Consider the following 13,246-nt stretch of genomic DNA (forward strand, 5'->3'; position numbering starts at 1 on the left):
CCGAGGTGGGCTCGGGAGCGGGGCCGGAGTTGAGCGGGAGCCGGCCGGTTCCGGCGGGCGAAAGCCGCCGGAACCGGCGGGGTCAGCTCTTCGTGCCCTGCTCGAGGGCGTCGATGATGCGGGGGCGGAGGTCGGCTGCGCTGATGATGGCGTCTACGGAGCCGACTTCGACGGCGCGTTCGATGCTGTGGATCTCGTCGAATTCGGCCGCGACCTCGCCCAGCTTCTCCGCCCGCACCGAGGCCTGCACCTCGCTCAGCTGTGCGCTGAGCGCCGCCCGGTCGACGCCGCTGGCTGCGGCGAGCTCTTCCTGCAGTTTGGTGATGCGGGGATCGGTGGCGGTGCGGTTGTTGACGTCGTTGGCGAAGACGACGGCTGCTGCGGGGGCGCCGCCGAGGACGGAGGCGTAGGAGCCTTCGAGGGCCAGCACGGTCATGTTGGGGTTGAGGGCTTTGGAGAAGACGACGAAGGCGCCGCCGTGGTAGCGGGAGATGACGCAGAAGACGATCGGGCCGTCGAAGTTGACGATGGCTCGGCCGATTTCGGCGCCGTATTCGAGTTGGAGCTTGCGCATGGATTCGGGGGAGCCGTCGAATCCGGAGAGGTTGGCGAGCACGACCAGGGGCCGGTTGCCGGAGGCGGCGTTGATGGCCCTGGCGGTCTTCTTCGAGGAGCGGGGGAAGAGGGTTCCGGCGGTGTAGGTGTCGGGCCCGTCGGCGGGTGGGAATCCGCGGCGGGGGATGGCTTGGGATTCGATGCCGATGAGGCAGACGGGTTTTCCGCCGATGTGGGCGTCGTGGACGGCGGCGGTGTCGGCGTCGGCCATGCCCGCCCAGCGTTCCAGGGCGGGGTGGTCCTGGTCGGAGACGGCGCGCATGACGGTGCGGATGTCGAAGGGCTTCTTGCGGTCGGGGTTGTGCTCGGTCGAGAAGATCTGTCCGACGCGGGTGAACTCGCTGCCGGGGATCTCGTGCGGGTATTCGGTGATGTCCCGGTCCGACGGGTCGGTGGTACCCGCGTGACGCGGTGCTTCCTCGCCCGGGGTGATGTAGGTGTGGTCGTAGTGGGCCATCAGCACATCGCGGGCGCCGGCGAGGTTGGGTGCCCAGTATTGGGCTTGTCCGTTGGGGCCCATGACGCGGTCGTAGCCGCCGATGCCGAAGTTGTCCTCGGCCGAGACACCGCCGGAGAAGTCCAGGGATTGCTTGCCGGTGAGCACCATGGCCGAGTCGGGGGTCATCACGAGGATGCCCTTGGTGTGCATGAGCATGGTGGCTTCGGCGTTCCAGTAGGGCTGGGCGCCGACGTTGATCCCGGCGACGACGATGTTGATCTCACCGCCGTCCTGGGTGAATTCGACGATGCGCTTGAGCGCGGCGGCCACCCAGTCCATGTTCTCGCTACCCGAGGACATCGAGATCCGCGCACCGGCCGACAGCGCGAACCACTCGAGCGGGACCCGCAGCTGCTCGGCGAGGTCGAGCGCGGCGATCACCCGGGAGCATTCGGCTTCCGAGAGCGCGCCCAGCGCCTTGGTGGGATCACCCAGCAGCACCACGCGGGTGACGCCGTCGGGGTGGCGCTTCGTGGGCGTGGTGACCACCCCGGCGACGATGGCCGCGGTGTTGTGGCCCTTGGGGCGCTCCACCGGCGCGAGCAGGCCGTTCTCGTCCAGGTCGTGCTCGACGAACCGCCCCTTCGACCCGGCCAGCAGGTCGGTGAGCTCGTAGGGGTAGACGGTGCCGCGCCGGGCGGCGCGCAGCACCTTCTGGCGGTACTCGTCGAGGGGTTGCACCGGTTCGGTGCTGGGTTCGTCGATGTGCACCCGCGGCCCGTGGCCGGCATCGAGGGCGATGCGCACGGCGACCTCGGTGAGCTCACCGGTCGTGGTGCGCTGGCGGGCGAGGAACTGGACCTCTTCGAGTCCGGCGCCGGTGGTGGTGGGCAGGATGCGCTGGATGACGGTGTGGAGTTCGTCGGTGGTCAGTTCCAGCGGTGGCCAGACGTAGATGGTGATCCGGTTGGTGTCGAAGCGCTTGTTCTGCGGCCGCTGCGCCTGCACGGTGCGGATCGCGTCCAGGCAACCGGTGACGGTGTCCTCGACGGCGGGCAGCGAGACCAGTCGGCCGTCGGCGTCGCGCAGCGGGGTCACGTCGCGGACCTGGCCCATCGCGACCAGGCGTTCGTCGGCCGGGTTGGTCCTGGCGGTGGCGTTGAACAGGTAGATCTCCTCGTCCGCCGAGGGCAGGCGGGTGAGGTCGAACTCGCGGAGCCGCTGCAGGTGCAACCGCTGGGCGATCTGCGGGTGCAGACCCCGGATCAACCGGTCTTCGACCAGGCCGGATTCGCCCGGCCGGAAGGTGAAGTGGTGATGCATCACCGCACCGCTGGCACCGGCGACCGTGGTCGTGATCCGGCGGACTCCGGTGGGAAGCGGCTGTTCGGCCAGGATTTCGCCCAGTCGTACTGCCATGGCGTCGGCGTCCGGCTGGTCTTGCCAGTCGACGTAGAGGTCGGCGACCAAGCCGCGCTCGGCGACATCGGAGGCGAAAGTGCCCACCGCGCGGACGGCATCGGGCAGGTTCGCGATGTCGACGGCGGTGGTGACCATGCGGGTCGTGCCGCGCGAGGTCGTGTGCTCGGCGGTGACGAACCGGCAGCCCGCTGCCTCGGTGGCGGTGACCTCGGACAGGCCGCGGTTGCCGTAGTAGCGGCGGGTCAGCACTTCCAGCAGGGGAGCGTGGTCGCGGCCGGGGCGTCCGATGCGCTGGCCGATCAGCCGCACCAGCGGTTCGGCGCTGGCCACCATGGCCTGGATCCGCTCGGCGCGATCGGTGGCTTGCGGATTGCGGTCCAGGTAGCGCAGATCGTTGCGCACCGCGGCGTAGACCTGGGCGCGGTTGCGGCGCAGCAGCGGCTGCGCGAACCACCGGAACACCACCCCCCGCGCCAGATCCGACACGGCGGGGAAGCGCACCTGCGTCGCCTCGATCAGATGCTCCAGGGTGAGCCCGGCCTGCTCGCGCAGCGGCTCCACCGGGGTCGCGCTCGCGAGCCACTTGTGCAGCAGCTCGGACACCGCGGCCACGTTGGTCGACATCGACTGCTGCGCCAGGAAGATCCGGAAGACCGCGGCCTCCAGCTCGGGAGTGCGGTCCAGATCGGTGACGCCGTAGTGGCCGAGGACCTTCGTCAGCTTCGCCTGGAACCTCTCGGGCAGACCCGCCCGCTCGACGTCCAGGCTTTGCAGGTAGCTGTGGAAGTACTCGCGCGGACTGCCGGGCTTCGCCGCGAACTCGCCACCCGGTTTGCTGCGGCTGAGCTCGGAGAGGTCGGCGAAGACCGTCAGCAGGTCCAGCTCGCCGGGGAGGGGCCGATCACCCAGCTCGGCGCGGGCGGCGAGGTAGTCCGACAACCCGCGCTTGCGGTCGTGCGCGTCGACGTCGAAGCCCAGCAACAGGCTGCGCAGATCCTGCGACGCCCGCTCGGCCCGCTCGGCGGGGGACGCCTCCACCGGGTCGGCGGGCAGGTCGATCTCGACCTCGTCCTCGGCGCCGCCTGCTTCCCCGGCGCCGTCGTCATCGGCGAGCGGTTCGAGTCGGATCAGCGGGGCGCCGGTTTCGACTTGGCCGCCGATGGAGACGGGGCATTCGCGGACGCGGGCGCGGAAAGGTGCGCGCAGCACCGTTTCCATCTTCATGCTTTCCAGCACGAGCACGGGAGCGCCGGATTCGACCTCGTCACCGACGGACAGCGGAGTCGCCACGACGAGTGCCGGTGCGGGGGAGCGGAGCACGCCGCCCTCGTCCTGGCTGATGCGGTGCGCGACGCCGTCGACCTCGACGAGGTGGGTCGGTCCGTGGGTGGCGGTGGTGAGCCGGTAGCTGTGGCCGTTGACCGCGATTCGGCCGCTGTGCTCGTCGAACCGTTCGAGTTCGACTTCGGCCCGGCGGGTGACTTGGCCTGCCGAGGCGTCGACGCGGAAGCGCTGCTGGCCGACGCGGGCGACGCGCGTGCGGTAGCTCACGCCGCGGAGTTTGAGGTCGAGGGGTTCGGTGGGGTCGTGCTGGGTTTGGGGGCGTCCGCCGTGCGCGGTGGAGAGGAGTTGTTGTTGGCTGGCTTGTTCGTGGTCTTGGTAGGTCTGGATGGCGGCGGCGGTCAGGGCGATGGCCGAGTGCTGGTGGATGGTGAGGCCGCCGTGGGCGCGTTCGCGGTCGATCCAGCTGGTGTCGGTGGTGGCGTTGATGACTTCGGGTCGGTTGAGGAGGTCGAGGACGAAGCTCTTGTTGGTGGTGCCGCCGTCGATGAGGACGGTGGTTTCGGTCATGGCGCGGCGTAGCCGGGCGAGGGCTTGGTCGCGGTCGTGGCCGTAGGCGATGATCTTGGCGATCATCGAGTCGAAGTCGGGTGGGATGGTGTCGCCTTCGCTGATGCCGGTGTCGACGCGGATGCCGGGTCCGGCGGGCAGGTTCAGGCGGGTGATGTGGCCGGGGGCGGGGGCGAAGTCGCGGTCCGGGTCTTCGGCGTTGAGGCGTGCTTCGACGGCGTGGCCGGTTTCGGCCGGGCGGGTGCCTTCGAGCTTTCGGCCTGCGGCGGTGTGGAGTTGCAGGCGGACGAGGTCGGTGCCGGTGGTGATTTCGGTGATGGGGTGTTCGACCTGCAGGCGGGTGTTGACCTCGAGGAACGCGAAGAGTTCCTCGTCGGGGTGGTAGAGGAATTCCACGGTGCAGGCGCCGCAGTAGCCCACGGCGGTGGCGAGGCGTTCTGCGGAGTTCTTGAGGTGGGTGGTTTGCTCGGGGCTGAGCAGGGGTGAGGCGGATTCCTCGATGATTTTCTGGTTGCGGCGCTGCACGGTGCAGTCGCGGACGCCGAGTGCCCAGGCGGTGTCGCCGTCGGCGATGACTTGGACTTCGACGTGGCGGGCGCCGGTGACCAGGCGTTCGAGGAACACGGCGCCGGAGCCGAAGGCGCGGAGCGCTTCCTGGCTGGTGCGTTCGTAGGCGTCGGTGAGTTCGTCGGGGTTGTCGACGCGGCGGATGCCACGTCCGCCGCCGCCGGCGGTGGCTTTGAGCATCAGGGGGTAGCCGATGTCGTCGGCGATGCGGCGGGCGTCGTCGAGGGTGGCGACTTCGCCGCGGCTCCAGGGGGCGACGGGTACGCCGACTTCTTCGGCGAGGAGTTTCGCGCCGATCTTGTCGCCGAGGCGGCGCATGGCCTGGCTGCTGGGGCCGATGAAGGTGATGCCGAGTTTGTCGCAGAGGTCGGCGAAGGCGGGATCTTCGGCCACGAAGCCCCAGCCCACCCAAGCGGCGTCCGCTCCGGAGTCCAGGAGGGCGCGTTCGAGGAGGGTGTGGTCGAGGTAGGGGCGTGCCGAGGCCGGTCCGAGCGAGTAGGCGCGGTCGGCCTCGCGCACGAAGGTCGCGGTGCGGTCGGCGTCGGTGTGCAGGGCGACGGTCTCGATCCGCTGGCCGGTTTCGGCCGCGAGATCCCGGACCGCGTGGATGAGCCGCATTGCGGCCTCTCCACGGTTGACGATGGCAACACGACTGAACACCGGATGAGCCTCCATTACGCAGAACGAAAACGGCGACGTCCGGGATTCGGAGCGGCGCCTGAACCTGACCTACACCTTGCTGGAGTGGGACCCGCTACGCCAATGTAGTGATTCGCGCATGCCGGAGCCGTCGCGCTGTGGGAACCCAACAAAAATACCCCGGCGGAACGTTGACGATTCCGCGACGGCCCTCTCCCGCGCCGCCGCCTGGCGGGTTGCGGCCCGGCACGACGCGGGTGCGACGTCGGTGGTGCGATCCTCGTCATGATCTGATCCGGGGGTCACGGGGCCGCGCCTAGGCTGGATGGGTGACTTTTCGTGTTCCCATCCAGGTCCGCAGCTACGAGCTCGATGCTCTCGGTCACGTCAACCACGCCGTGTACCACCAGTACGGCGAGGTCGCTCGCGTCGCCGGGTTCCGGGCGGCCGGGTGCGATTGGGATGGGCTGGTCGCGACCAAGCGCTCCCCGGTCCTGTTGAGCACCACGGTGAACTTCCGGCGCGAGCTGCGCGCCAACGAGCGGGTGGAGGCCTCCTGCGAGGCCAAGTTCGGCTCCGGGAAGTCCTTCAACCTCGACACCGTGATCACCAAGGAAGACGGCACGATCTCGGCCGACATCACCTGCGTGCTGGGCATCATGGACCTCGACGCGCGCAAGCTCGTCGCCGATCCGAAGGCCACCCTGGAGGCGGTCGGCTTCGACGCGGAGGTGCTCGCCCCGGGATCCTGACCCCCGGGCGACGCGTCGTGCCGCTGCCCGCGAGCCTGGTCGGCCGCGAGCACCGAGTCGTCGGCCGCTCGTCCGAAGCCGCTCGGTGCGGTTCCCGGAAGTCGAGCGGGCGGTGCATCCGGTGCGGTTGCGCGGTCGGCCTCGCGCGGGTCACCGACCGCGTCGTGCCGCCCGCGGATGCCGGGGGTTCGGTTCGCATGACACCGTCAACGGCTTGTCGAGTGCGGACAACGCAGTCGAGTTCCGGGTGCTGACCGCATCGATCGCGGTCCGCGCTCATTCGGGACGAGCTCGGAGCCGTGGGGCGCTGCCGGGCCTACCGAACCGGACGAGATCGGCACGGTCCCGCGAACCCGGACGCGTCCTGCGGGTCCTGGCCCGCTCCTCTCAGCCGGCGTTGCACGTCTCGTGGACGGTCACGTCCCGCAGCACGTCCTCCAACGTGGTCTTGGCCAGTTCGCTGCGCAGGGCGGTTTCCACGCCGTCGTACACGGCGGCCATGGCCGGTCCGATGCCGTGGCCCACGACGCATTCGGGGTCCGGTGGCGCGCGGTGCAGTGCGAAGACCGGTCCCGGCTCGATCGCCTGGTAGACGTCGAGCAGGGTGATCACCGCCAGGTGCCGCGCGAGCAGCCAGCCCGCCCCGGTCCCCCGCTGCGAATCGACCAGGCCGGCCTTGCGCAGCTCGGCCAGCAGGCGGCGGATCACCACCGGGTTGGTGCTCACGCTCGTCGCGATCTGCTCGGAGGTGGCGACCTCGTGGCCGCGCCGCTGGTGCAGGCCGATCCACGTCAGGGCGTGCGCCGCAACGGTCAGCCTGCTGTTGGCGCTCACGTCGAACTCCTCCCTCGAGCTGGTCGTAACATTATTTGTTACAACGACGTGCGGCAAGACGTGCGCGGGCGGTGCCCGGCCGAAGCGGGTGCGTCTCGCAGCCGGCGCCGGGTGCGGGCCGAGCTCCGAGGTGGGCGGGCGCGGTACTGTCGTGCGCAGCCGTGCAACACCTGTTGCTGCACCAGAACGCCACCCGGTAGCGTGCAACACGTGTTGCAATCGAGCGGATGGGTGCTGCTGCTGGCGCAGCTGCCGGCTTCGCCGTCGAGCCCGCGGGTGACGCTGTGGCGGCGGGCTCGCGCGGCCGGAGCGGCCGGGTTGCAGAACGGTGCTTGGGTGTTGCCGCGCACCGACGCCCACGTGCAGCTGTTCGACCAGCTGGCCGAAGCGGTGCGCAAGCAGGACGGCAGCGCCTTCGTGCTGACCGCCGCGCCGGCCGCTGAGGACGCGGTCGGGACCGACGAGCAGATCGTGGCCCGCTTTCGCGCCGACCGGGCGCGCGAGTACGACGAGTTCGCCGAGCGCTGCAGCGAGCTGCTCGGCGAGATCGACAAGGAGACCCAGCGAACGAAGTTCACCTTCGCCGAGCTGGAGGAGATCGAGCAGGATCTGGACAAGCTCGTCGGCTGGCTCGACAAGATCACCGCCCGGGACTTCTTCCCCGACGAGCACGTCACCGCCGCGACCGAGCGGTTGCAGCGATGCAGGCAGGCCCTGGAGGGGTTCGCCCGCGCCGTCTACGACGCCGAAGGGCTGTCCGCGCCCACCGGTGATTCCGGACAGGTGGGCCGCTCCGGAGATGCGGGCGATTCCGGGCGGGCCCGCTCGTGAACGCGCACCGGTCCGCCGCGCCCGCCGAACGAGCCGCCGTCGAGCAGGGGCACACCGTCACGGCCGAGGGCGTGCTGGACCGGCTCGGCGTGGACGCCGGACGCGGGCTCTCCGACGAGCAGGCCGCGCTCCGCGTGGCGCGGTCCGGCCCCAATCGACGGATCCGGCCGCGTCGGGTCACCTTCTGGAGCGTGCTCCGCGAGGAGAGCACGGAGCCGATGATCCTGCTGCTGCTCGCCGTGGCGGTGCTCTACGGCGTGTGGGGCAAGCTCGAGGACACCGTGGCGATCGTGGTGATCATCGCCGTGGTGGTGCTCGTCGAGGTGTTCACCGAGTACCGCGCCAAAGCCGCCATCGCTTCGCTGAGCAGGCTCTCGGCTCCGAGCGCGCCCGTGCTGCGGGACGGCCGCGTGCGGGAGGTGCCGACCGAGGACCTGGCGCCCGGCGACGTGCTGGTGCTGCGCGCGGGGGAGCGGCTGGCGGCCGACGCGCGGCTGATCGAATCGGTCGGCCTGCGAGTGGACGAATCCGTGCTGACCGGCGAGTCGATGCCCGCCGACAAGCACGCCGATCAGATCCTGCCCTCCGACGCCCCGCTCGGGCAGCGCTCGAACCTGGTCTTCGCCGGTACGACCGTGGCGGCGGGCCGGGCGCGTGCGGTCGTGGTCGCCACCGGGACGAGCACCGAGATCGGCCGGATCGCAGGCCTGGTGACCGAGGCGAAACCGCCGCGAACCGCGCTGCAGCAGGCGATGCGCGATCTCGCCCGCTGGTTGGCCTGGCTGGCCATGGCGTTCAGCGTGCTCGTCCCGCTGGTCGGGCTGCTCGGCGGGCAACCGTGGCGCGAGATGATCCTGACCGGGCTGACGCTGGCCTTCGCCACCATCCCGGAAGAGCTCCCGATCATCATCAGCATGGTCCTCGGACTGGGCTCCTACCGCCTGGCCCGGCGCCACGTGCTGATCAAGCGCCTCCGCGCCGCCGAGGCGCTCGGCACCATCACGGTGATCGCCACCGACAAGACCGGAACCCTCACCGAGAACCGGATGACCGTGTCGCACCTGGCGGCGGGTGCGGTCGAACCGCTCGGCACCGCCCCGGACCCCGCGCAGCGGAACCTGCTCGCCCTCGCCGCGGCGTGCACCGACGCGACCCTGGTCCACCAGGACGACACCGTGCACGTGCTCGGCGATCCGACCGACGTCGCGCTGCTGGAGGCCGCCGAGCGGAACGGCGCGCTCACCGGGGAGCCCGGGGGAGTCGCGGGAACCCTCGTCGCGGAGCATCCGTTCGACACCGACCGCAAGATCATGTCGGCGGTCTACCGCCGCGACGGCGGGAACGACGGCGAGCTGCTGCTGATCGCCAAGGGCGCGCCCGAAGCGGTGCTCGCCCGGTGCGCCCACCGGCTCGTCGACGGCCGGGCCGAGGCGTTGACCGGCGAAGACCGCGAGCTCGAGCGCGAACGGGTCGATCGGATGGCCGCGCAGGGCATGCGGGTGATCGCGCTGGCCACGCGGACGCTGAGCGGTGGCGCGGCGGCCCGCGACGAGGCCGAAGCCGAGCTCACCCTCGCTGGGTACGCCGGGCTGTCCGATCCGCCGCGTCCCGGGGCCGCCGACGCCGTGGAAGCCATGCGCGGGGCCGGGATCCGCGTCGTCATGATCACCGGGGACCACCCGGACACCGCTCGCGCCATCGCCGCGCAGATCGGTCTCGACGGCACCGGCTCGCTGCTGACCGGCCCGGAGATCGATGAACTGGACGAGGACGCGCTGGCCGAGGCCGCTGCGCGCACGACCCTGTTCGCGCGCACCAGCCCGGAGCACAAGCTGCGGCTGGTGCGCGCGCTGCACGCGCGACGCGAGATCGTCGCGGTGACCGGTGACGGCGTCAACGACACCCCGGCGCTCGCCCAGGCCGACGTCGGGATCGCGATGGGTGCCTCCGGCACCGACGTGGCGCGCGAGGCGGCCGACCTGGTTCTCGCCGACGACGACTTCGCCACCACCACCCGGGCGGTCCGCGAAGGCAGGCAGCTGTTCGACAACCTGCGCAAGGGCGTCCGGTACTACCTGGCGTGCAAGGTCGCGCTCATCGCCACCGCGGCCAGCGGTGTCGCCCTCGGCCTGCCGGTTCCGTTCACCCCGATCCAGATCGTGGTCATGGAGATGTTCATGGACATCGCGGGCAGCGCGACCTTCGCCGCCGAGCCCGCCGAGTCCGACACCATGAACCGGTCACCGCGCGACCCGCGACGCCCGTTCCTGGACCGGGGGCTGGTGACCGCGATCTTCACCAGCGGCGCCACGCTCTTCGCCGCGGTCACGGCCGTCTACCTGGGGGCGATCTGGACCGGTGCTCCCGTCGACGCGGCCCAGACGCTCGCGTTCACCAGCTGGATGGTCGGCTACCTGGCCCTGGCCTGGGTCATGCGGTCCGAACGCACCCCGCTGGCCCGGCTCGGCCTCTGGTCCAACGGGTTCCTCCCGCTCTGGACCCTCGTCACCGCCGCAGCGCTCGCCATCATCATGACCGTCCCGGCGCTGCGCGCGGCGCTGCACCTCACCACGCTCACCGGCGGCCAATGGCTCCTCGCCATCAGCGTGCCGATCGCGGCCGTGGTCTGGATCGACCTCGCCAAGTTCCGCCCGGCCCGGAAGGCGTCATGACATGAAGCGACCTCCGGGCGTGGGGCCCGGAGGTCGCTCGCCGATCCCACCTAGTCCGGCAGGGCGAAGACCAGCAGCGCGCTGCCGTGGCCCGCACCGAGCATCCCGGGCAGGAAGCCCTCGATCCAGCCGCCCCAGCCGACCGGCACGGCGACGTACTGCTTGTCATCGACCATGTAGGTCATCGGGCTGCCGTGGTGGCCGCTGCCGCACTGGAACTGCCACAGCAGCTCACCGCTGCGGGCGTCCAGCGCGATGAGCTCACCCGAGGGGGTGCCCGCGAAGACCAGATTGCCCGCCGTGGTCAGCACCGACGAGCACATCGGCATCTCGTTGCGCCAGCGCCACTTCTCCTCGCCGGTGGCGTCGAAGGCGCTGATCGAGCCGCGCATGTCGTCGGCGTCGACCTGAACACCGGCACCCCAGTACGGGATGCCTTCGCGGAACTCGCGGCGCCGCCGGGTGGCGGTGGCCCCGACGTCCTGCACCGGCACGTAGAACAGCTCCGTCTCCGGGTTGTACGCCGCGTGCGTCCACTCCTTCGCTCCCGCGGGGCCCGGGTAGAAGTGCACCGGGTCGCCTTCGGCATCCGGGTACTTCCGGGGCGTCACCTTGCCGTCGCGGGTGATGGTGCCCCAGTCGATCCGGTCCACGTAGGGAGTGACCGAGACCAGTTCGCCGTTGGTGCGGTCCAGCACGAAGAAGTACCCGTTCTTGTCGAAGTGGCCGAGCAGCTTGCGCCCGTCCTGGTCGAACAGGATGTTCTCCATGGTGCTGTCGTAGTCCCACACGTCGTGCGGGGTGCACTGGTAGTGCCAGCGGATGTCGCCCGCGTCGACGTCCACCGCGACGATGCTGTCGGTGTAGAGGTTGTCGCCTTCGCGGACGGCGCCGTCGAAGTCCGGCGCGGGGTTGCCGGTACCCGCGTACAGCAGGTTCGTGTCCGGGTCGAACGTCGCGGTGATCCACGGGTTCGCGCCGCCGCGCGCCCACGCCTCTCCGTCGGCGGGCCAGGTCTCCGAGCCCGGCTCGCCCGGCTTGGGCACGGTGTAGCAGCGCCACCGGTGCTCGCCGGTTTCGAGGTCGAAGGCGTCCATGTGCCCGCGCACGCCGAACTCGCCGCCCGCGCTACCGGTGACGACCATGTCCTTGACGACCAGCGGGGCCAGCGAGGCGCTCTCGCCCGCGCGCACGTCGCCGAAGGTCTTCTCCCAGACGCGCTTGCCGTTGGTCGCGTCGAGCGCGAGCAGGTGGGCGTTCGGGGTCACGAAGAAGACCTTCCCCTTGGCCACGGCGACGCCGCGGTTGACGTTGCCGCAGCACAGCGACACGTCGTAGGGCACGGCGTGCTTGTAGCGCCAGAGCTCGGAGCCGGTCTTCGCGTCGAGCGCCCAGGCCCAGCCGTCCCATCCGGAGAGGTACATGACGCCATCGACGACCAGCGGTGTGGCCTCGAACGCGTAGGTCGAGGCCCCGGCGATCATTCCCGCGGTGCCTGCCTGGAAGACCCAGGCGGGGCCGATGCGCTTGACGTTCTCGGTGTTGATCTGGTCAAGGAGGCTGTAGCGCTTGCCGTCGTAGTCCCCGTAGTAGGTCAACCAGTTGTGCGACTCGGAACGCGCGTTGGTCAGGCGCTCGTAGTCGATGCCGTTGGTGACCGCCGGTGCGGTCCCGGAGACGTTGCTCAGCGCTGTGTAGTCGATCGCTTCGCCGGCGTCCACGTATTCGATGGTCATTGCCTGTTCCTTTCTACGGGCGCGGCTGGTCCGGGCGATCCAGACGGGCTTCCGGCGGGACCTCGCCGAGCACGACGATGGCGCCGGTGAGTCCGCGTCCTTCGTCGTTCCCGGTCGGCGAGCTGAACCAGTAGTAACCGGGTCCGTCGAGGTTGAGCCTGGCCTTGCCCTTGGAGTGGTTCACCATCCAGATGAACTTCTTGTCGCCGTTGCTCGGGAACAGGGCGCAGTGCGTGTTCAGATCGTCGTTGAACAGCGTCAGCTCGACGTCGCCCCCGTGGGGGAGAACGAGAATCGAAGGATCCCAGGCGATCTCGTCCGGATTGATCCGGATCGTCGCCTCCATGGTGCCGTCGGCGCGTTCGGTGGCGCGCGCGACGTTGCCGGTTCCGAGCACGCGGCCGAGCGTTGCCCTGTTCTGCGTGTCCAAGCCGACCTCGTTGAGCAGATCGGTGCGCTCCTCAGCTGTCGTCATCGGACCTCACCTCCCTCTTGAATCCATTTCACGGATCACGAAGCGGATGCCGTGAGCGGTGGGCCCGCGAACGCACCCACTGGTCGGTGTCCCGCCCGAGACCGCGCGGAAGTGAAAACCCGAAGATCAGATGCAGCAGGCGGGATGAATGCTGCGCAAAATATTAGTGCGAGTGCGGCACTTCGGCCTCTCCGCGTAGCTCGAAAGTGTCAATTCAATTGGATTGCAAACCAAATCGAACACTGAGCGTCGATATCCGCATCGAGGGAGTTGATTTTCATTCGTGCGCACGGCGCGGTTCGCGGTCCGGTTCATCCCGTGTGAACCCGAGGTCAGAGCGGCTGGCCGACCTGGTCGTATCGGTCGAGGTTCATGATTTTGGTCCAGGCGGTGGTGAAGTCGTGGGTGAAGTG

General features: G+C 69.9%; 8 protein-coding genes. 4 read left to right on the plus strand and 4 right to left on the minus strand.

The features are described 5' to 3' along the window. Nucleotides 1-82 precede the first annotated feature (82 nt). Complete coding sequence (locus ABD289_RS25045) at nucleotides 83-5,554, minus strand: ATP-binding protein (protein WP_344138066.1); 5,472 nt, start codon at nucleotides 5,552-5,554, stop codon at nucleotides 83-85. Nucleotides 5,555-5,862: 308 nt separating this feature from the next. Here ABD289_RS25045 and ABD289_RS25050 point away from each other — a divergent pair, with 308 nt between their 5' ends. After that, on the plus strand, nucleotides 5,863-6,285 hold the full coding sequence (locus ABD289_RS25050) for an acyl-CoA thioesterase (RefSeq protein WP_344138069.1): 423 nt from the start codon (nucleotides 5,863-5,865) through the stop codon (nucleotides 6,283-6,285). A gap of 387 nt (nucleotides 6,286-6,672) precedes the next feature. Here ABD289_RS25050 and ABD289_RS25055 read toward each other — a convergent pair whose 3' ends face one another. Beyond that, nucleotides 6,673-7,119, minus strand: a complete 447-nt coding sequence (locus ABD289_RS25055; protein ID WP_344138072.1) for an Rrf2 family transcriptional regulator — start codon at nucleotides 7,117-7,119, stop codon at nucleotides 6,673-6,675. A gap of 210 nt (nucleotides 7,120-7,329) precedes the next feature. Here ABD289_RS25055 and ABD289_RS25060 point away from each other — a divergent pair, with 210 nt between their 5' ends. After that, nucleotides 7,330-7,950 (plus strand): Chromate resistance protein ChrB, encoded by a 621-nt coding sequence (locus ABD289_RS25060; RefSeq protein ID WP_344138075.1) that lies wholly within the window; start codon nucleotides 7,330-7,332, stop codon nucleotides 7,948-7,950. Further along, nucleotides 7,947-10,622 carry a cation-translocating P-type ATPase gene (locus ABD289_RS25065; protein WP_344138078.1) on the plus strand — a complete coding sequence of 892 codons (2,676 nt, stop codon included), beginning with the start codon at nucleotides 7,947-7,949 and terminating at the stop codon, nucleotides 10,620-10,622. Before ABD289_RS25060 ends, ABD289_RS25065 begins: the two co-directional genes overlap by 4 nt. A 50-nt stretch (nucleotides 10,623-10,672) precedes the next feature. Here ABD289_RS25065 and ABD289_RS25070 read toward each other — a convergent pair whose 3' ends face one another. Together ABD289_RS25070 and ABD289_RS25075 are read right to left on the minus strand one after the other, a co-directional pair. Next, on the minus strand, nucleotides 10,673-12,358 hold the full coding sequence (locus ABD289_RS25070; protein WP_344138081.1) for a PQQ-dependent dehydrogenase, methanol/ethanol family: 1,686 nt from the start codon (nucleotides 12,356-12,358) through the stop codon (nucleotides 10,673-10,675). A 13-nt stretch (nucleotides 12,359-12,371) separates the two neighbouring features. Then, the gene (locus tag ABD289_RS25075) at nucleotides 12,372-12,833 is read right to left on the minus strand and encodes an MSMEG_3727 family PQQ-associated protein (protein ID WP_344138084.1); all 462 of its coding nucleotides are present in this window, start codon (nucleotides 12,831-12,833) and stop codon (nucleotides 12,372-12,374) included. A gap of 206 nt (nucleotides 12,834-13,039) precedes the next feature. On the opposite strand from ABD289_RS25075, the gene ABD289_RS25080 reads away from it, so the two are divergent. Next, on the plus strand, nucleotides 13,040-13,246 hold a 207-nt coding region (locus tag ABD289_RS25080), incomplete at its 3' end, for a hypothetical protein (protein ID WP_344138087.1).

It is taken from the genome of Saccharopolyspora halophila (genome assembly GCF_039531955.1).
Classification (GTDB): domain Bacteria; phylum Actinomycetota; class Actinomycetes; order Mycobacteriales; family Pseudonocardiaceae; genus Saccharopolyspora; species Saccharopolyspora halophila.